Below are 19415 nucleotides of genomic sequence, written 5' to 3' on the forward strand. Positions count from 1 at the left end.
GGGCTTGCCTCCGGACAGCCTGCGTGGGCAGGGAGGGACTTTGTCTTATCCGGCAAACACGTTACAATGATAGAGAAGTGACCAGGGTGTGTCCGGTCAATCATCAAAACCAGGAAAAGATCGGGAGGGAGCATCACTGTGAAAATCCTGTTTCACGGGCACAGCTGTTTTGAGTTGGAACACGGCGGCAAACGCGTGATCATCGATCCGTTCTTGACAGGTAACCCGAAAGCGACTGCCAAACCCGAAGATATCCGCGTGGATGCCATTCTGCTGACCCACGGACACGGGGATCATGTCGGCGACGCCCTCCAAATTGCCAAAGAAAACGACGCCACGATCATCGCACCGTTTGAATTGGCCACATGGTTGGGATGGCAAGGAGCCAAAGTGCATCCCTTGCACATCGGCGGAGGTAATACGTTTGATTTTGGTCGCGTGAAATTGACGCCGGCATTCCACGGCTCCGGCTTTGTCCGTGAAGATACGCGGGAAATCATCTATCTCGGTATGCCAGCCGGCTTGATCGTCACCATGGGCGACTTCACCATCTACCATGCGGGAGACACCGGTTTGTTCTCCGACATGAAGCTGATCGGTATGCAACACAAAATTGATGTGGCCATGCTGCCGATCGGGGACAATTTTACGATGGGACCCGAGGATGCGTTGTTGGCGGCCGAATGGGTGGGTGCCAAACGCGTGATTCCCATGCATTACAACACCTTCCCGTTGATTGAGCAGGATGCCGACGCTTTTGTGAAACGGTTGGAGAAGAAAGGCATCCGGGGCGTCATCCTGCAGAGCGGGGAATCGATCGATCTCACCCGATAAAAAAATGTAAATGCGATGTAACCTGACTGTAATCTACTTCTATTACGATTAAAAACAGGATGAAAACCCCCTTCATTGAGACGGAGCCACACCGTCTCTTTTTTTTTTGCATTCCGTACGAGGCCTGTACGTACAATGTAAAAACGGCGTGCGGGAGGGATGGTGCATGTTGCGGAACAAGCACGGCTTATCGCTGGTGTTGACGTTGACGATGATGTTGCTTGCGATTCCCCGTCTGCCGTTTTCCGCTGATTGGGGATGGGGCTCATGGTTTGCCGTGTTGTGGACGTCATTGGCCGTACTCGTCGCGGCGGCCCATGGCTCGATGGCTTGGCGGACGGAGCGGGAGCGCGAGCGGCGGGAAGAGCGGGATCGGAGACAACGGTGGCTGGAAGCACAGCGGACATGGAACCACAGTCTGTCGGGCAGACAGAAGCGGCGTATGGGATAAGAATGATGGGTGATCCTTTGCAGCAAACAACTGTGGAACGAAGCTGGAAACCGGAGGAAAAATGAACGCCTATGAGCGAAATATTGTGTTTCAGTTTGGAACGAAAACTGTTACTTGGTAGAAAGATAAAGGAGAGTCTTAACTCTCCTTTTCTTTTTTTGACTGTATCTTATTTGGTGTATAATGTTATATAACAGGATCAACAAATTGGGGGAAAGAAGGGTTGCGCATGCCCACCAAACATGAGCAAATTTTGAAATATATTGAGCAGTTGGAGGTCGGTCACAAAATCTCCGTCCGTCAGATCGCCCAGACGCTGGGTGTTAGCGAAGGGACGGCGTATCGAGCGATCAAGGACGCCGAGGTTCAGGGACTGGTCAACACGATCGAACGCGTCGGCACGGTTCGGATCGAGAAAAAGCAGCGTTCGGATATCGAACGACTCACGTTTGCGGAAGTGGTGAATATCGTAGACGGCCAAGTGTTGGGCGGTCGGGGTGGATTACACAAAACCCTGAACCGGTTCGTGATCGGTGCAATGAAACTGGAGGCGATGATGCGGTATGTGGAACCGGGCAACCTGTTGATTGTAGGCAACCGGGACAATGTGCATCGCATCTCCCTTCAGCGTGGCGCGGCAGTACTGATCACAGGCGGTTTCGATACGACGGAGGAAGTGAAGGCGCTGGCCGACGAGCTGGAGCTGCCCGTCATCTCCTGCAGTTATGATACGTTCACCGTGGCGTCAATGATCAATCGCGCAATCGACGACCGTTTGATCAAAAAGGAAATCCTGCTGGTGGAGGATATGTTGTCCCCGGAGCGCAATCCGGTTGCTCTGCATGTGGACGATCAAGTGGCACGTTTCCACGAGATGGTGCAACAGACGGGTCACAGCCGTTATCCTGTGGTGGACGACGGAAACAGGGTGGTCGGCATGGTGACCACCAAAGATGTGATGGGGCATGATCCGGAAGAGCGGCTGGAGAAGGTCATGACCAAACATCCCATCACCGTGACGCCGAAAACCTCGTTGGCATCTGCCGCTCACGAGATGGTGTGGGAAGGGATTGAGCTGTTGCCTGTGGTCAACGAACAGCGCAAACTGTTGGGTGTGATCAGCCGCCAGGATGTGATCAAATCGCTGCAATATATGTCCAAACAGCCACAAGTGGGGGAAACGATCCACGACCTGATCTTCCAGGGGTTCAGCGAAGTGCGGGACAAAAACGGCCAGGTGGCGTTCCGGGGCATGGTGACGCCGCAGATGACGGATTCGCTGGGGACGCTTAGTACCGGGGTGCTGACTGCCCTGATCACGGAAGCGGCCAACCGCGTCCTGCGTCGCCAGCGGCGCAGCGACCTGGTGCCGGAAACCCTGACAATCTATCTGTTAAAGCCGGTACAGTTGGAGAGCGAAATCCAGCTCGTTCCACGCATATTGGAAATGGGACGCAAGTTCGCCAAGGTGGATATGGAAGTTTACCACGAAGAACAATTGGTTTCCAAAGCGTTGGTATCAGCGCAGGTGTTTGAACGGTGATGAATCTCCTCTTGGAATTCCATGCTGACTTGTCACGGGAGCCGGTATTCCCACGCTTACTCAGTAGACGGTTGGTCAGAGCTGGGGTGGGGAGCGGCTCCCGTTTTTTCAACGCAAGCACCCAATATATTTTTCTGCTATCGACACGCCGAATAAGACCCCTGATATCGGACCCGTAATTCCGCTGAAGTTTATTTAATTCTTCGCTTCTTTTTCCATGTTCTTCGCGATGGTCTCCAAATGTGTTTCGATCCTTTTCACCTTTTTTACCATCCAGACGATGAACCAGATGATAGTGATGGGAATGCCAACGAAAATCAGTAAACTGATCAACTGAAAGATCGAGGTGATGATCTCGAAGCCCAATGAACTCACCTGCGCATGATGTTGATATACCTTCTCGAGAAAATACAACTCAGCCAGTCCGTGAATCATGTGAATAGAATGTCCTCTCTTTTTGAAATGTTTCCGGGGTGTCTGATCAATCTGGCGCTTGGGACTTCGCTGAAAAAAGATCACCTGACCAAGGAATGGTCTGACATTATCCAGAAAAATGATAAAGGATTTCGGTTTATTCCTCAATCCTTCCATGGTCCGAGAAGTCGATACTATTTTCAATAGGAGTGAACAACCAGTGGAGAAAGTGATTCGCTATTACCAGTCATTTGATGAGTGGGGGCGTCTTGACCGGGAGCCTCTCGAGTTTCACATCAATTGGCATTATATCAAACGATACCTTCCACCAGGCGGAAGCATATTGGACAATGGAGCTGGCCCGGGAAAATACTCGATGGCATTGGCCCAACACGGATATCGTGTGACATTGACGGATATCACACCACGGCTGGTTGACATCGCCAGAAACAAAGCGGCTGAGCTTGGATTGATGGATCGATTCGACGGTTTTTTCGTAGCAGATGCCAGAGATCTGAAACAATGGAAAGAGGGACAATTTGACGCCGCTTTGATGATGGGACCCTTATATCACCTGCAGGCCGAAGAGGATCGGATCGCAGCGGTGAAGGAGTTATATCGCGTTACCAAAAAAGGTGGGGTGGTCTTTGTTGCATTCATGTCCAGGGTGAGGCATGTGCTCAATTCGCTGTTGGAACCGCAGCAATGGAAGCCCAACGATGAGATGGACACGATCCGCCAATTTATGAAGACGGGCATTTTTGATCACCATGACGAAGGACGATTTACGGGCGCATATTATTTTTCCATCGATGAAATCCGACCGTTTATGGAAAGCCATGGATTTGAGACCTTGCGCTTGATCGGTTCAACCAACCTCGGGGCTGTTCTTACACCAAAGCAGTGGGAATATTGGCGGAATCGTGGGGAGAAAGAATTTGTAAAGCTGCTGGATTTACTGATTGAACTGGCGACAGACCCCTACCTGCTCGGTGTATCATCCCACTTATTATATATTGGCAGGAAAAAAGCCGCACTGAGCGGCTGAAGTACTCACATCGACTCTCCCTTTTTGTCCCGAACTCGCCGAATGCCATCCAACAAACAACTCACGCCCAAGGCAAGTTTTAGCCACGGATGTCCGTCGTTGGTGACTGCCTCGATCAGGGACATGGAAAGAAAAATCATGCCGATATAGACGAAAAATTGTCCCTGGATCACCTGTTTTTTGGTTTCTTCCGCCCGTCGGAACTTGAAATAAAGCCGTATCAGCAGTACGAAAGCGATCACAAAGACGAGGACGCCAACCAACAGGAGCAAACTGCTCAAGATCATCCCTCCCAATAATGAACATAAAAAGAAAACGGCCGGTCAAAAGCCGTCCCTTATCCACGGGCGGGATCGGTTTCGTTGTTGGAGTCATTGTCAGCGCTGTCGTCTTTGGTTGTCGGCGTTTCCGCAGTATCACCTTCCTGATCCAACAACGTGCGAAAATAGCGATAATGTTTAATTCCATAATACAAATTAATCAAGCCGATAACTAGGATCAACGTGTTCAACAAGGTTCGCAACCAGGCACCGCCCGGAGTGGCGAAATGCATGCCGGCGATGGCGAGAAACATGACCCCCATGCTGATGTTCATTTTGGCTTGGTGAAAACCGCGCCGGTTTCCTTCAGAACGGCGGGCGGCCAGGTTGTTGATAAAGACGAGAATCGCCGTCACGATGATGATGGCGACGAAGAACAATAAAAGCGTTTTCATGACATCCTCCTACAGAACAACATGATTATGTACACAATAGAACGCCGCCACCGTGACGGGTGGAGGCGAAACTTGTGGATGTTACCGTCAACCTTCCTGTTTTTCAGGGATGAACCAGTACCCATGCGGTGTGCGGTCGATATGAACCGGAATATCCATAGTGGCCAATTCTTTTTCAATCCATTGGGCCACTTCTTCCGTTTCCGCATATGCGGAATAGCCCTTTTTGATCTTTTCCAATTTGGCTTTGGCCAAGTGTTTACGACTGATGATCATGGTGGTTCCCCCTTTCCTTCTATGTTTCATCATACCCTAAAATGAAAGGATTTGCGACACGTTTTGTCAACCGGTCACAGCATTGTCAGACCAGCTTGGGCTTCTCACTCTTTTTTGGTTCCGATGACCGCGAACACGCGATGAGGGATCATGAGCGGGTCTTGGTAGGAAGACGTCAATATTCTTTGCAATTCAGCGTCAAAGGCATTCACTCGCTCGGGAGGCAAACTGGCTCCGACTCCGGCGCTGGCACGGATTCTCCCTCTCCAACTTTCATGTGTGTACGGCACATTTACATCGAACGAGAACGATTCTAAGTCTTGAAATCCGGCTTCCGACAAGTCTGTCAGCCATTGAGGGTAAATACCCGTCCCACCGCCGCCTTTCCATTTCGGGTTGTAACGTAGAATCAGTTGTTCAGTGACGGAAACGACGTTTCCAGGAAGAGGAATCCAGTCGAAATTAACGATGGCAACTTTTCCTTCGGGTTGAAGTACCCGGTACACTTCCCGAGCGGCTTGATCCCTTTCAAACCAATGCCAGCACTGACCGGCTGTCACGACATGAAAGGAACGAGTCGGAAAAGGGAGATTTTCCGCTCTCCCCTGAACATAACGGATGGTGACATCCTGTTCCCGGTCTAATTGTGCAGCTGCGGCTAACATTTCGGCGGAAGGATCCATTCCTGTCACTTTTGCTCCTTGTTTGGCCAGGGGCCGGGCCAAGTATCCCGTGCCCGTGCCGATATCCAGGATGGTCTGTCCGGTGTGTCCGATTCCAAAGGTTTTCAGGCAGCGGAACAACGATTCCGGATAACCTACCCGATACTTTACGTAATCGCAGGTGGTATTGCCGAAATCCACTTTCCTATCCGTCATTCCTTTTCATCCTTTGTCGTACGAATAGAAAATGAAATGGCGCCCTATTCTTATTATAATGAATTTCTGAAAAAAATGTTCCTAGATCGTGATGATTTCATCGCCTAAAACTACATGATTTTCCATATTTCAGTATACCGTCTCTGGGAAAAAAGGGCAAGTTTCCGACATATGAAAGGTAACGGTTTGGGAACATGTCGAAACTGTTGATGATAGAACAAAGTTACAGGGAGGAAAGATGATGAAAAAGTATGCCTACAGATTATCGGGTACGTTGCTCCTGGTTTTTGGTGTGCTTTGCTTATGGAAGTTTGTAGAGCTGATGAACACATCCGTTCATGTCGGGGTGGAAATGGACTTTTATGGGATTGAAATCGATGAAACAGTTCCTGAAGGAGATATCCCCATATATGCAATCAGCTTTCTGGGAATGGGCGCACTTTTCTCGACTGTAGGCGGGTTGCTATTAAAAAATGTAAATAGACCCTGATCCGTGTGCCTAACCAACTCTTTTCTCCTTTTGTATTTGTGGTTTTGGAAGCAGTATGCGGGCAACGATGAGGGAAATAATCATCGCTCCTCCAAATCTGATGATGATCATTGTGACAAGGTACGTGTTTAACGGAATAAAGGCAATCGTATCTTCAACTACTGCATGGCAGAGAGATAATAAAATCATCATGATTGTAAGGTCCCTTTTTTTGAATACCCTCTCCTTTACTTGTTGAATCATCATTCCGGCACCAAACATGAGCCCGAACAATAATCCGCTGGTGATTGTGAGATTTGCTCGTTTTTCAATGCCAATCGATTCAACAAAGAAACTTGTCCATCTGGTAAACCGATGTATCAAATTCATGTCATGCAATGCTTGAATCATAATCAACAATGGAATGGCTATGAGACAAAATTGTAAAGTGTTGAAGGTAGCTGTCTTTAGCCCTTGCGTGAAGATTTCGGTCCATCCATTTGGAATTGCAGGATTCGTGTTGATTAATCCATATTGAGCTTGGGAATTACCTCCATTCCAGCAAATTTGAACAATCCATCCAAATAAAATGGCGGTAAAAATTCGAAAGAAGGAAATGAGTAAGGGATTCACCCCAATCTTTTTGCATATGACGGACTCTAGAACCAAATTATGAGAAAAACTAAGCATGACGGCCAAAATAAAGACCTCTTTCTTCGTCAGGGAAATGGATAAAATAGCCCCGATTCCTGCATACAAGTTAATCAAATTACCAAGGATCAGGGGGATTGTCGCTTCCCCAGGTAATCCGATCCACTTCATGGTGGGTGTCAATGCTTGGGACAAATTTTTGATGACCGTTGTATATTGAAGAATATTGACCAAGAGTGTTACTGTAAATATGACTTTTCCCAAAGTCCAAGATGTATGAATACCAGTTTTTAAGCCTTTTTTCCATGATATTGGGCTCATATTCATCATCACTGCCTTATTAGCTGTCTTTGTACCTTTATCTTACTACACCTCCATTGAACAAAGATAATTCTTAATATTGATACTTGCGCATCACTATTATTTATAGGCGAGAAAACTCCCGGCTTCAGCTATGGGGGATGAGAGCGAGCGTTGGACGAAGGTGGTTCATTACTGATAGTTCACCATTGTATGGGGCTAAAGAGGCAATGTTTTCTCAGGCGATCGACTGACCAAGCCCGGCCGATCGAAGACCCGGGAAGTGTAGGATTGAAATCGCGGGCAAAAACTTCTAAGCGAAGTGTACTTTACCCGCGTCCTGCGTACTGAAACGGCAAGCTTCCTTGCAGGGCGCAGGTGGAGTGAGCCGAGAAAGCGATTGGACAGTATTCACCAGACACGCCCTAATGAATTTGGTCAAAGGGGAGTCTTTATGGAGATAAGTGATCTTGAAATTTTTTATGTCACTGCAAAAGGAGGGAGTATTTCGAAAGCAGCTAGAAAACTGAATTATGTACAATCAAACGTTACTTCCCGAATCAAGCACTTGGAGAAACAGCTAAAAACTCAACTGTTTTACAGGCATTCCAAAGGAGTGACATTAACACCAAAGGGGAAAATTCTTCTGCAATATGCAGAAAGAATCTTTGACTTAATTGAGGAAACAAAGGAAGCGGTGATGAAGACCAACACATCGATGGGATCGCTTCAAATCGGATCTATTGAATCCGTGGCGGTTTCGAGGTTGCCGGGTTCAATCTCCCGTTTTTCCAAAGAGTATCCTGATGTCAACTTAAATCTGATAATCAATTCGTCAAAGAGGTTAGTTGAGGATGTTCTTGATTTTCAATTGGATGGAGCATTTGTAAGTGCGGCAATTGACCATCCCAATATAGTACAGGAGCCTGTTTTTGAGGAAGAACTGGTCATGATATCTTCCCAAAATGAACCTCTCAGCTTATTGGATGTACGGAAAAAATATCTGTTGGTGTTTGAAGAGGGTTGCTCATATAGAAACAGGTTGATCACTTGGATGAATGAACAAGGGTACCACACCAACAGGATTATGGTTTTGGATTCGCTTGAGGCCATTTTGTCCTATGTCGAAGCTGGGATCGGAATCTCGATCGTGTCTCATCACTATTTGCAACACACCGGCCATCTCAACCGATTTACTCTTTACCCATTGCCCGAAAAAGTTTCTTTATCACACATTTATTTTATTCACCACAAAAATTCGCAAGCGGCGGTATTACTTGAAAGGTTTCTACAAACGGTGAAACAGAAGTAAAGAATAAACTAATGCCCTCAAAATGTGAACTCGTGGGCCAGATACACTCCCCTATTACACCACGCTATTCATCCGCGGGAACATCCCGCGCATCAATCCACACTTTCAGGTCGGAATCCACCAGTGTCACATATTTGACATGGAGTTGAACCGCACTTGCCTTGGGATCGGACAAACGGATCGTTCTACCCTGCAGGACGGTGTCCACCAAATCCGGGTTGCGCCCCAACCACTCGATCGATTTACCCACGAACGGTTGCAATAATTTCTCCACCTCAGCTTTGATCGTTTCTTGTCCGAAACGTTGCGGTGTCAACACTTCCACCTGTATTTTGCGGATCTTGCCGGCGGCTTCCCTGCGCTTCGATTCTTCGTGTGTCAGCCGGTCCAGTTCCGTTTTGAGACGTAAAATTTCCTTTTGCTTTTGGTTGTTGGCATAGTACATGGCATCCCGTTCCAGATAAAAACTGTCCAATTTTTCTCCCAGATAGACCAGCATACCAGCGGCACCAATCAGGATGCCGAAGATGAAGACGACCCAGATACGCGGATGAGGGCGGAATCGACCGGTTATGTGGTGTCTCATCATCCGTTCCCCTGGATGAGCCAGCGGATCAGGACCGTGCCGACATGGGCACCGATAAACGCACTGAAGATGAACACCATCTGTTGAATCACTTGGTTCAATTTGCCTTCGAGAATATGGACTTCAAATGTGCGGATGGCGTCAAACGTACCCCCGATCGCGGCCACCATCGCCCAGATTTTGAGTTGTTCCGCCAAGTTGAGCATAGTGTCCATCGGCGGTTTTCCACCGATGACTGCACCGATGCCCCCCAGCAGAACCCCGCCCAAGACGACGCCCAAGGCGATGAAAAAATCAAGTACGGTCGTGGATATGAAATGGCTCACGGTCGATCCCGTCCTTTGGTACATGGTTTCCCCATCCCTTTGTCACCACTTTATGAACCGACCCGGAAAAATATGTGGACAAGGGGAGCGTGAGGAATAGGAGCGGGCGGGGAGCAATCCGACAAGGCTGCTGATATAGCCCATTTTTTGTTTTGGGGGACTTTTGGTTTGATGGGCATGAGTCTTTAAACGGTCGAGGCTAATCCGCCCAAAGCCAACATCGAAGAAAACCGCGGGCAAGAATGCGATACAATTGGATGAAAACAAAATCAAGGAGAGGGGATAAATGGGATTGTCGTTAGTGTACATGGCTCCCTGGATGGTTGGCGTCTTTTTTGGTTTCTGGTTGTTGTACGGGTGGATAACATCGAGAGAAAATCAAAAAACTCATGAGTCTACACCGATCTTTTACCGGATTCATCTGTTGATCGTCGCGTTGGCCATCACGGTCAGTGTGACACACCTTCCCGGCTGGTGGGGAGTCCGTCCATTTTATCCCTTCAACTGGTCGTTGTGGACAGGATGGATTCTCTTGGTGTCGGGGATGGTTTGGGCGGTGTGGGCGCGACTGAATCTCGGCATACATTGGAGCTCCGCTGTGCAGTTGCGTGAGAAACAGCAGGTTGTGCAAACAGGGCCTTACCGCTGGGTCAGGCATCCCATCTACACCGGTATCATCCTGATCATCTTGGGATTGAACCTGATAAACCCGCAGTGGACGGGGTTTCTGGGATGGATCCTTGTGGTTGCTTCCTATTGGGTGAAAAGCGGATTGGAAGAAAAGCTGCTGGTCACACAATTTGGAGACGAATACCGGACGTATCAACAGCGATCCCGTCGGCTCATTCCCTGGATTCTGTAAACCAAAGGAAATAATCGGAAATAGCATATAGCATGAGCCATACTGATCAAAAGAGCCCCACCGACATGAAAAATACTGCGACTTTTCTCAATGTCGAACCAAAAGAAAAACCCAGCAATAAAAAAGCTGGGCAAAATCCACAATGTGGTTTTAATCCCTCCTACTATCTTAACATTGTAATAGGCCTGTGCCATCACCTCGATTTTTCGATCGGGCCTTGGGCGGTAGGTGCAGTAGCGTAGTGGCATGCATGCTCTTTTTTGATTTCTTCCTAACACAAAAAAGAAGGTGGCCCCATCCCGACCCTGACCACCCCCATCCTACAGCATATGTGGCAAGCCGCCCCTGAAAATTAAAAATATTATTTATGTTATGTAACTATAGATGACATGTAGTTATATACTTTTAGACAGACCAGCTATTGCTGGCGATATAAGTCAGATACTTTTTAAAGCCTCTAATTTGCGTTTTAAGCCATTTTGACTAAAATATATAGTTGGAAATAGGTGTTGTTTAAGAACGTGTCTGAGCGGTTCTGTGAGGAGTTTTAACGACGAATGGGTTTGAGGAACTTCTTTGAACGACATAATTTTTATTTTAGGAGGGAACAACATGGAAGTTTTTGCAGAATATTTAGCGCATATTGATAACCCGCAACATCGGGCCCGAACGGAAGAAGTTTTGACTTGGGTAACTAAGAAATTTCCAAATTTGGAACCGCAAATCAAGTGGAACAAACCCACGTTTACCGATCACGGCACATACATCATTATGTTTGCCACAGCAAAAAATCATTTGAGCATTTTACCCGAAGAACAGACAATGGTGCATTTTGCCGATGAAATCGCCCAAGCTGGCTACAGCGCTTCTTCACGCTTGTTCCGAATTCCGTGGACTGAACCTGTTAATTACGAATTGCTAGAGAAGATAATTGAATTTAATATCAAGGATAAGGCAGACTGTTCAACTTTTTGGCGGAAATAGAAAAAACAGGACCAAATAGCACTCCATGATATGCTCTAGGGTTTTTAGGGGTAAAGTTTCTACACAAAAAGGTAATTGGAATAAATATTTTAAATGAGGTTAATTGTTTTGTTTTTTTGTTGTTTTTTATCTGTTGTTTCTAATGATTTATAAATATTAGTGGGTTCTGTTGCAAATTTTCCCCGGTCGTTCAAAAATGGGACTCCGAAAAAATACCGAAAACCATTCGTTCATTTACACATCCTCCTGTGCCTCTTCCAGCCTCAACAAATCCTCAAAGCGTATGATTTTCCGACAATCCCTGTTGGCGATCTCCAACCACTTTTCATATGGATTCACCTTTGTTATAAAGCCGCAGAACTGTTCCGGTCCATAAATGGTGGCGTAAGTCACGACCTCCGCCATATCCTCATACAATGCTCTCTGCATGATGTACTCCATCTCTGCTATGTAGTCCTCATTCAACTCTGGTGACTGGAACACCGCCCTACCCAAATTTGGCTACTGTGAAATTAGAAAACCTCACTAACATGGATTTTGCCCAGCTTTTATGCTGGGTTCTTTCTATCCTCATATACCCCTCTTAGCCCCAAAATTTTGCCCTCTGAGGTGCCCAATTTTCCTTTGGAGGGTATTCGCCACACAAAAAAGAGAGGGTTTTCCCTCTCCCCAACCCCCGTTTCTCCTGGCTATTTGGCATTGCGTTTCGTCCCTGTACGGGAATTCGTTATAATGAGGGGGAAAAGTCGGAAACCGGCGGGTGGTTCATGTGAATACCTCGTTCGTGCATCTGCATGTACATACTGAATACAGTTTGTTGGACGGCGCCGCCCGAATCGACGCGCTGGTCGAGGAAGCACGACGGCTCGGCATGCCGGCGTTGGCCATCACGGATCATGGGGCCATGTACGGGGTGGTGCCGTTTTACGAAGCGTGCCGGTCTGCGGGAATCAAGCCGATCATCGGTTGTGAATGTTATCTGACGGACGGCGATTTGCATGAACGTCCTTCCCCGCGAGAGCACCGGATGTATCACTTGTTGCTGATCGCTAAAAACAACGAAGGCTACCGCAACTTGATGAAACTTTCCACGATCGCGCATCTGGAGGGGTTTCACTACAAACCCCGGATCGACAAGCGCGTGCTGCGGGAGCTTTCAGGCGGCTTGATCGCTACCAGCTCCTGTCTGGCCGGGGAGATTCCGCAGGCGATTCTTCAAGATCGTTACTCGGATGCGCGACGGTTGGCAAGAGAATATCTGGAGATCTTCGGAGAAGGCCACTTTTTTCTCGAATTGCAGGATCATCGCATGCCGGAACAGCAAAAGGTGAACCGGTTTTTGATCGAGCTGAGTCGGGAAACGGGCATACCGCTGATCGCCACCAATGATGTGCACTACCTCAGACAAGAGGACCATGGCGTGCACGACTGTCTGCTCTGTATTGGCACCGGGCGACGTCTGGCGGATGAGGACCGGATGCGGTTTCCGTCGGATCAGTTTTACCTGAAATCGCCGGAAGAAATGTGCCGCCTGTTTGCTCATGTGCCGGAAGCACTGGCCAACACGGTCAGGATTGCGGAGCAGTGCCATGTGGAGATTCCGCTGGGACAGCGATTATTGCCGCGTTTTCCCGTGCCGGATGAGGAGACAGCCGCTTCGTATTTGCGGAAGTTGTGCGAACGCGGTTTGCGGGAAAGATACGGAACCCCCACCGCGGAAGCGAAGCAGCGGTTGAATTATGAGTTGTCCGTGATCGAGCGGATGGGGTTCAGCGATTATTTTTTGATCGTATGGGACTTTGTCCGGTTTGCCCGTGAGCAGGGGATCATGACCGGACCCGGGCGCGGATCGGCGGCGGGCAGTCTCGTCTCGTACGTGTTGCGGATCACGGATATTGATCCGATTCGGTATGGCCTGCTGTTTGAACGCTTTTTGAACCCCGAGCGGGTATCGATGCCCGACATTGACATCGACTTTGATTACGAGCGGCGGGATGAAGTGATTGCGTATGTGACGCGTAAATACGGCGCTGATCGTGTTGCTCAGATCATCACCTTTGGTACGATGGCTCCCCGTGCTGCGGTACGGGATGTGGGCCGGGTGATGGGGTTACCGTACGCCGATGTGGATCGTGCGGCGAAACTGATTCCGGCGGCACCGGGCATGACGCTGGAAAAAGCGTTTGCCGCTGAACCGCGGTTGCAACAGCTGTGCAACGATCATCCCCGGATTGCGGAGTTGATGAAGGTCGTTAGGAAGGTGGAAGGGCTTCCCCGTCACGCCTCTACGCACGCCGCCGGAGTGGTGATCGCCGATCAGCCGTTGACAGCACATACACCGTTACAGGAAGGGCACGATGGGGGCAGGTTGACCCAGTATCCGATGGAGGTGCTGGAGCGGATCGGATTGCTCAAGGCCGATTTCCTGGGATTGCGCAACTTGACGGTGATCGGACGGGCGATCGAGTTGATCCGGAAGCATCACGGAAAAGCGATTGATTTCAGCCGCATGTCGTACGATGATCCCCAAACGTACGCCCTGCTTTCCCGCGGTGAAACGACCGGCGTGTTTCAATTGGAGTCGGCAGGGATGAGAAAGGTGCTCCGGGAGCTGAAACCGTCTCACTTTGAAGATCTGATCGCCGTCTTGGCCTTGTACCGCCCGGGACCGATGGATCAGATTCCGCGGTTTATCCGTGCCAAGCACGGGTTGGAAAAAGTACAGTATCCGCATCCTGATCTGGAGCCCATCCTGCGTGACACCTACGGGATTATCGTCTATCAGGAACAGATCATGCAAATCGCCGCCAAGATGGCTGGATTTACTTTGGGGCAGGCCGATTTGCTCCGGCGGGCTGTCTCCAAGAAAAATCGGACGTTGCTGGACGAACAGCGCACCGCATTTGTAAAGGGGTGTGTGGCCAACGGGTATGACGAGAAGACAGGCGAAAAAGTGTACGACCTGATTGTCCGATTCGCCGACTACGGTTTCAACCGCAGTCACTCCGCCGCCTATGCTGTGCTGGCTTACCAGACAGCGTTTCTGAAGGCGCATTATCCCCTGGAATATATGGCTGCTTTGCTTACTACGGTGATGGGCAGTCACGGTAAGATGGCCGAATACATCGAGGAGTGCCGCCGTATGGGTATTGAAGTGCGGTTGCCGGATGTAAACCGAAGCGCCGCTGCGTTCTCAGTGGAAGATGGTGCGATCCGCTTCGGTCTGGCTGCAGTCAAACACGTGGGGAAGGGTGCAATCCGTACGCTTATCCGGGAGCGGGAAAAGCGTCCGTTTCGCGACTTGTTCGATTTGTGCGCGCGGGTGGATTTGCGCGTCTGCAATCGCAGGGTGTTGGAAGCGCTCATCCAATGCGGGGCGATGGACACGTTTCCCGGTCATCGCGCCCAATGGCTGGCCATGTTGGATGAAGCGATGGAGTACGGTACTTCAGTGCAAAAAAGCCGATCTGAGGACCAGCTGGGATTATTCGGGGATGAGGAGCCTGAGGGACCGCGTACCCGTTTCTCTTATGACAATGTGACTCCGTTTTCGGAAAAGGAGAAGTTGGAGCTGGAGCGGGAATTACTGGGCTTGTACGTATCCGGCCATCCCCTGCAACCCTACCGCCGCTTGATCGAAGCGTATGCCACCCATACAGCTGCTCAACTGGATGAATGCCGCGAATCGGAAACGGTGACCGTGGCGGGCGTGATCACCGAAGTGAAGCCGATCACCACAAAACGCGGCGAGGCGATGGCATTCGCACAGATCGAGGAGAGAGGTGTGCAGGTGGAAGTGGTTCTGTTTCCCCGCGTGTTGGAACGGTATCGCGCATCGGTGCGTCTCGACCGGCTCGTGTTGGTAACGGGAAGGGTAAATCACCATGAGAACGGCGTCAAAATATTGGCCGACAAGGTGGAAGAGTTGGAGGTGTTGGCCCAACGTCCCGATGCAGCAAAAAAGACGGAAAACAGGCGCGCATATATCCGTATCCCGGCAGATCGTGAGGAGAAAAGCCGCTTGGAAGCATTGAAACGCGTTCTGCTCGCCCACCGTGGAGAGGTGCCCGTTTATCTGTATTACGAGCGTACGCGAAAAGTTCTGGCGCTGCCCACCGACAAATTCGGTATCGACCCCACAGACGAATGCCGAACGCAAATCGAGGCTATCCTAGGAAAACACGCGTTTCAAATCGTGAGACGAAGTGGAACCTTGTCTCCCTCAGGTGCATAAGATGGGGAACGATTCGTTTTTTGGAAGAGGTGGGTGGCGTGTTTTATCGCCATGTGGTCAACCTGTTGGAGAAGCGGGGGGTGTCGCTGGAAGCGATCGGGGAGATCGTGTACGGGCTCCAGCGGCCCTACAATGATACACTTTCTCTGGATGAATGTGTGGAAAGCGTATCCCACGTCCTGAAAAAAAGGGAAGTCCAGAACGCACTCCTTACGGGAATTGCCCTCGATGAACTGGCGGAAGCCAAGAAACTGCCGCAACCCTTGCAAACGATGATGGAAATTGATGAGCCGCTCTTCGGTGTGGATGAAATCCTGGCGCTATCCATCATCAACGTGTACGGGACAATTGGGCTGACCAGCTTCGGCTATTTAGACAAAATCAAAGTGGGGATCTTGAAACGGTTGAATCATCGAAATGGAAAAATCCATGTATTTTTGGACGATCTGGTGGCCGGTGTTGCGGCGGCGGCTTCTGCCCGCATCGCGCACCGTCATCCCGATATGGAGCGATATGAGGCGGATAAGGATAAATCAACCGGAATGGATGAGGAAGGATAAAGGCGAATCCGTACAAAAAACACCGGCTTCCGGTTTCGCGGAAAGCCGGTGTTTTTTTTGAGGGATCTTTTTCGTGTGATGAATTTTTCGTTTTTCATCTGTTACCGTAACCCCTTTCCCCGTTATAATCGAATTAATATTGTGTATTTTCGGTTGAGATTGTTCTGTTCCACGTCAAAGGGAAGGGGCAAACGCGGTGCTGTTATCCGAGTTGGAAAGGGCGTTGAGCGAGATGACAGCAGAAGGCGCTTTCAAGAAATGATGGACTACGTCCCAACCACCTCGATGTCATTGATCGGTGTCTCCCATGCAGCATCGGAGTTTTTGGTGATGAAGACGCAGATGCGACATTGGTTTGAACGGGAATGCGGGGTTATGACAGTTTTGCTGGAGCAAAGTTATTGGTGGCGATGATTGGAGCGTCAAACCAGTGAGGTTGGGAGGAATCGTGATGTCCGCACCCATTGCTACGGTATGCGGAGCTTCGGGAGGAGGGGACATTCCCTTGTCAAAGAATTGATCGAAGTAGGCTATCAGGTGCGCGCTGTGGCCCGCAATGCTCAAAGGATGCAGGAGCAATTCGGAAATCTCCCGGTCGAGATTTGTCCGGGTGACGCCACTGACCGTGCGTTTGTCCGCAGGATGTGTGACGGAGTGGAGCTGGTTTTTCACTCGGTGGGACTTCCTTACCCGGAGTGGGAATCCAAGCAGATTCCCATTATGAACACGATCCTGCAAGGCGCTTCGGGACTGGCGAAAAGGATGGTGTTGGTACATTCCGTTTATGCGTACGGATACCCCCAAACACCTTTGGTGTCGGAAACGCACCCCACCGATCCGCAAACCAAAAAAGGGAAAATTCGGCGTGAGATGGAGGAAATGTTGGCAAAAGCCCACGACAAAGGGAAGATCGAGGGAGTCGTTGCACGTTTCCCTGATTTTTACGGACCTTATGCGGACATTTGCATTCGGTTTTGCGGTCGTTTTTGGAAAAGAAAACCGTTTACTGGGTGGGTCCGCTGAATGTGGAGAGAGAGTACGTTTTCATGCCTGATGCCGCAAAGGCTTTGGTCCGATTGGCAAGGGAGGATCATGCAGCCGGGCAGGCGTGGAACGTTCCCGGAGAGGGCGGGATCACGGGGCACCAGGTGATCAAATACGCGTCCAAGATTCTGGGATATGAACCAAAAGTGGTTTCAGTGAAGAAATGGATGTTGAGACTGCTGGGGATCGGAGACAAAACGATGCGTGAAATGGTGGAACTGTACTATCTGTACGATCGACCGTTTTTATTGGACGGGCAAAAGTATCAAACACATCGGAGATATTCCGCGAACACCTTTTCAAGTGGGTCTTCAACAAACGTTGGACTGGATGAAAAATCGCTGAACTGAAACAAACAAATGTATGGGGAGGGCACACTTACATAGTGGGCCTTTCCATTTGTCATATAAAGGGTTGGCGGCCCACACCGATTTGGTACGCTTCTTTAGCTTCGGACTGAAATATCCCGACAAGTTTCCCCAAACCCTACTGCACCGGGGGTGACAGTGTACCGGAAAATCGGTTTCCTCTCGGTTGGCAAAAAACCGATCAACCGTTGACAAAACTGGGTTCATCGTTTTATTCCGACTATCACTTTGGTATAATAGTTGTACTTTGAAGTGGTCAGACCACCGGGGGTGTACATAAAAGGAGAGGATGGACGTTGTCATCACTGCGTGAAGAATCTTTGCGGCTGCATCTGGAGCACCAGGGAAAACTGCGTGTGGAATCCAAGGTTCCCGTCCATGATGCCCGCGATCTCAGTCTAGCGTATTCTCCAGGCGTGGCCGAGCCTTGTAAAGAGATTCACAGCGATGTGAACAAGGTGTACGATTACACGATGAAAGGAAATCTGGTGGCCGTCGTGTCGGATGGGACGGCCGTTTTGGGGTTGGGTAACATCGGTCCGCATGCAGCCATGCCGGTGATGGAAGGAAAAGCAGTGCTGTTCAAATCGTTTGCCGGTGTGGATGCGTTTCCGCTGGTCATCGATTCCACGGAGATCGATAAGATCGTGGAAACGGTCAAGTTGCTCGCTCCCACTTTCGGCGGCGTCAACTTGGAAGACATCGCGGCACCGAAATGCTTCATCATTGAGGAACGGTTGAAGAAAGAAATCGACATCCCCGTGTTTCATGATGATCAGCATGGTACAGCGATCGTGACACTGGCAGGGTTACTCAACGCCCTCAAAGTAGTCGGCAAAAAGATGGAAGAGATTCGCGTTGTGGCCAATGGAGCCGGAGCGGCCGGGATCGCCATCGTCAAATTGCTTCTGCGCATGGGTGTACGGGATGTCATTATGTGCGACAGTAAGGGGGCCATATATGAGGGGCGCCCGTACGGGATGAACCCGATGAAGGAATCCCTGGCCCAAATGACCAACCGGGACAAGGTGCAGGGCACATTGGCCGATGCGTTGAAAGGGGCGGACGTGTTTGTCGGGGTGTCTGTTGAAGGAGCGGTTACCAAAGAGATGGTCGCTTCGATGAACCGAGACCCGATCATTTTTGCGATGGCCAATCCGGTACCCGAAATCATGCCGGAAGACGCTTATGAGGCCGGAGCGAAAGTGGTGGGGACGGGACGCTCCGATTTCCCCAACCAGGTAAACAACGTGTTGGCATTCCCGGGAATTTTCCGTGGTGCTTTGGACGTACGGGCCCGGGCGATCAATGAAGAGATGAAAATCGCGGCGGCGTATGCAATCGCCGATTTGATCAGTGAAGACGAGTTGCAGCCGGATTACGTCATCCCCGCACCGTTTGATCCGCGAGTGGCACCGCATGTGGCGATGGCAGTGGCCAAGGCGGCGATGGAGACCGGTGAGGCGCGAATTCAAGTGGATGTTCAAGAAGTCTATGAGCGCACCATCCGCCTGACGCGCCGCGATCCGGAAGCAACCTTGGACGGATGAGGAAGGTGGG

23 protein-coding genes are annotated in these 19415 nt (G+C 49.9%); 14 read left to right on the forward strand and 9 right to left on the reverse strand.

The genetic code is table 11. The features are described 5' to 3' along the window. The first annotated feature begins 138 nt into the window (after positions 1-138). The 3 genes from KI215_RS04130 to KI215_RS04140 all read left to right on the forward strand — a co-directional run bounded on the left by KI215_RS04130 (position 139) and on the right by KI215_RS04140 (position 2828). Positions 139-834 (forward strand): metal-dependent hydrolase, encoded by a 696-nt coding sequence (locus KI215_RS04130; RefSeq protein ID WP_212774311.1) that lies wholly within the window; start codon positions 139-141, stop codon positions 832-834. Between the two features lie 166 nt (positions 835-1000). Then, positions 1001-1285 carry a hypothetical protein gene (locus KI215_RS04135; RefSeq protein ID WP_212774312.1) on the forward strand — a complete coding sequence of 95 codons (285 nt, stop codon included), beginning with the start codon at positions 1001-1003 and terminating at the stop codon, positions 1283-1285. Between the two features lie 229 nt (positions 1286-1514). Further along, positions 1515-2828 (forward strand): DRTGG domain-containing protein, encoded by a 1314-nt coding sequence (locus tag KI215_RS04140; protein WP_212774313.1) that lies wholly within the window; start codon positions 1515-1517, stop codon positions 2826-2828. Positions 2829-3023: 195 nt separating this feature from the next. On the opposite strand, the gene KI215_RS04145 is transcribed toward KI215_RS04140, so the two are convergent. Then, positions 3024-3263: a hypothetical protein gene (locus tag KI215_RS04145; RefSeq protein ID WP_212774314.1), complete on the reverse strand. Its 240-nt coding sequence runs from the start codon at positions 3261-3263 to the stop codon at positions 3024-3026. A gap of 199 nt (positions 3264-3462) precedes the next feature. Between KI215_RS04145 and KI215_RS04150 the strand changes: the two genes are divergently transcribed. Next, positions 3463-4290 (forward strand): class I SAM-dependent methyltransferase, encoded by an 828-nt coding sequence (locus KI215_RS04150; protein WP_212774315.1) that lies wholly within the window; start codon positions 3463-3465, stop codon positions 4288-4290. 5 nt (positions 4291-4295) lie between these two features. On the opposite strand, the gene KI215_RS04155 is transcribed toward KI215_RS04150, so the two are convergent. The 4 genes from KI215_RS04155 to KI215_RS04170 all read right to left on the reverse strand — a co-directional run bounded on the left by KI215_RS04155 (position 4296) and on the right by KI215_RS04170 (position 6159). Next, positions 4296-4571, reverse strand: a complete 276-nt coding sequence (locus KI215_RS04155) for a hypothetical protein (protein WP_212774316.1) — start codon at positions 4569-4571, stop codon at positions 4296-4298. Positions 4572-4627: 56 nt separating this feature from the next. Beyond that, on the reverse strand, positions 4628-5005 hold the full coding sequence (locus tag KI215_RS04160; RefSeq protein ID WP_212774317.1) for a YtpI family protein: 378 nt from the start codon (positions 5003-5005) through the stop codon (positions 4628-4630). Between the two features lie 87 nt (positions 5006-5092). Further along, positions 5093-5281 carry a YtzJ family protein gene (locus tag KI215_RS04165; RefSeq protein WP_212774318.1) on the reverse strand — a complete coding sequence of 63 codons (189 nt, stop codon included), beginning with the start codon at positions 5279-5281 and terminating at the stop codon, positions 5093-5095. A 104-nt stretch (positions 5282-5385) separates the two neighbouring features. Beyond that, positions 5386-6159, reverse strand: a complete 774-nt coding sequence (locus tag KI215_RS04170; protein WP_212774319.1) for a class I SAM-dependent methyltransferase — start codon at positions 6157-6159, stop codon at positions 5386-5388. Between the two features lie 241 nt (positions 6160-6400). Between KI215_RS04170 and KI215_RS04175 the strand changes: the two genes are divergently transcribed. Then, positions 6401-6649: a hypothetical protein gene (locus tag KI215_RS04175; protein ID WP_212774320.1), complete on the forward strand. Its 249-nt coding sequence runs from the start codon at positions 6401-6403 to the stop codon at positions 6647-6649. Positions 6650-6658: 9 nt separating this feature from the next. On the opposite strand, the gene KI215_RS04180 is transcribed toward KI215_RS04175, so the two are convergent. Further along, positions 6659-7609 (reverse strand): nucleoside recognition domain-containing protein, encoded by a 951-nt coding sequence (locus KI215_RS04180; RefSeq protein ID WP_212774321.1) that lies wholly within the window; start codon positions 7607-7609, stop codon positions 6659-6661. Positions 7610-8033: 424 nt separating this feature from the next. On the opposite strand from KI215_RS04180, the gene KI215_RS04185 reads away from it, so the two are divergent. Beyond that, entirely contained in the window at positions 8034-8891 is an 858-nt protein-coding gene (locus tag KI215_RS04185) for a LysR family transcriptional regulator (protein ID WP_212774322.1), read from the forward strand. A gap of 64 nt (positions 8892-8955) precedes the next feature. Here KI215_RS04185 and KI215_RS04190 read toward each other — a convergent pair whose 3' ends face one another. Together KI215_RS04190 and KI215_RS04195 are read right to left on the reverse strand one after the other, a co-directional pair. Beyond that, the gene (locus KI215_RS04190; RefSeq protein ID WP_212774323.1) at positions 8956-9477 is read right to left on the reverse strand and encodes a sporulation membrane protein YtrI; all 522 of its coding nucleotides are present in this window, start codon (positions 9475-9477) and stop codon (positions 8956-8958) included. Beyond that, a complete protein-coding gene (locus KI215_RS04195; RefSeq protein WP_275956751.1) occupies positions 9477-9803 on the reverse strand; it encodes a YtrH family sporulation protein in 327 nt (108 codons plus the stop codon). Before KI215_RS04195 ends, KI215_RS04190 begins: the two co-directional genes overlap by 1 nt. 286 nt (positions 9804-10089) lie before the next feature. Here KI215_RS04195 and KI215_RS04200 point away from each other — a divergent pair, with 286 nt between their 5' ends. Together KI215_RS04200 and KI215_RS04205 are read left to right on the forward strand one after the other, a co-directional pair. Continuing rightward, positions 10090-10665, forward strand: a complete 576-nt coding sequence (locus KI215_RS04200; RefSeq protein ID WP_212774325.1) for a methyltransferase family protein — start codon at positions 10090-10092, stop codon at positions 10663-10665. Between the two features lie 612 nt (positions 10666-11277). Continuing rightward, positions 11278-11649 carry an iron chaperone gene (locus KI215_RS04205; RefSeq protein ID WP_212774326.1) on the forward strand — a complete coding sequence of 124 codons (372 nt, stop codon included), beginning with the start codon at positions 11278-11280 and terminating at the stop codon, positions 11647-11649. Between the two features lie 234 nt (positions 11650-11883). On the opposite strand, the gene KI215_RS04210 is transcribed toward KI215_RS04205, so the two are convergent. Beyond that, positions 11884-12078, reverse strand: coding sequence for a hypothetical protein (locus KI215_RS04210; RefSeq protein ID WP_246512192.1), 195 nt, complete (start codon positions 12076-12078; stop codon positions 11884-11886). 340 nt (positions 12079-12418) lie between these two features. Here KI215_RS04210 and KI215_RS04215 point away from each other — a divergent pair, with 340 nt between their 5' ends. From KI215_RS04215 to ystJ, 6 genes are all read left to right on the forward strand, one after another. Beyond that, a complete protein-coding gene (locus KI215_RS04215) occupies positions 12419-15883 on the forward strand; it encodes a DNA polymerase III subunit alpha (protein WP_212774328.1) in 3465 nt (1154 codons plus the stop codon). Between the two features lie 38 nt (positions 15884-15921). Further along, positions 15922-16443, forward strand: coding sequence for a phosphatidylglycerophosphatase A family protein (locus KI215_RS04220; RefSeq protein WP_246512193.1), 522 nt, complete (start codon positions 15922-15924; stop codon positions 16441-16443). 258 nt (positions 16444-16701) lie between these two features. Continuing rightward, entirely contained in the window at positions 16702-16857 is a 156-nt protein-coding gene (locus KI215_RS04225) for a hypothetical protein (RefSeq protein WP_212774330.1), read from the forward strand. Then, positions 16858-17466, forward strand: a complete 609-nt coding sequence (locus KI215_RS04230; RefSeq protein ID WP_212774331.1) for an NAD-dependent epimerase/dehydratase family protein — start codon at positions 16858-16860, stop codon at positions 17464-17466. It abuts the gene before it with no gap. 23 nt (positions 17467-17489) lie between these two features. Further along, positions 17490-17837, forward strand: a complete 348-nt coding sequence (locus KI215_RS04235) for a Rossmann-fold NAD(P)-binding domain-containing protein (protein ID WP_212774332.1) — start codon at positions 17490-17492, stop codon at positions 17835-17837. A 314-nt stretch (positions 17838-18151) separates the two neighbouring features. Then, complete coding sequence (gene ystJ / locus KI215_RS04240) at positions 18152-19405, forward strand: NADP-dependent malic enzyme (protein ID WP_212774333.1); 1254 nt, start codon at positions 18152-18154, stop codon at positions 19403-19405. Positions 19406-19415 lie beyond the last annotated feature (10 nt).

Source organism: Polycladomyces abyssicola (assembly GCF_018326425.1).
Taxonomy (GTDB): domain Bacteria; phylum Bacillota; class Bacilli; order Thermoactinomycetales; family JIR-001; genus Polycladomyces; species Polycladomyces abyssicola.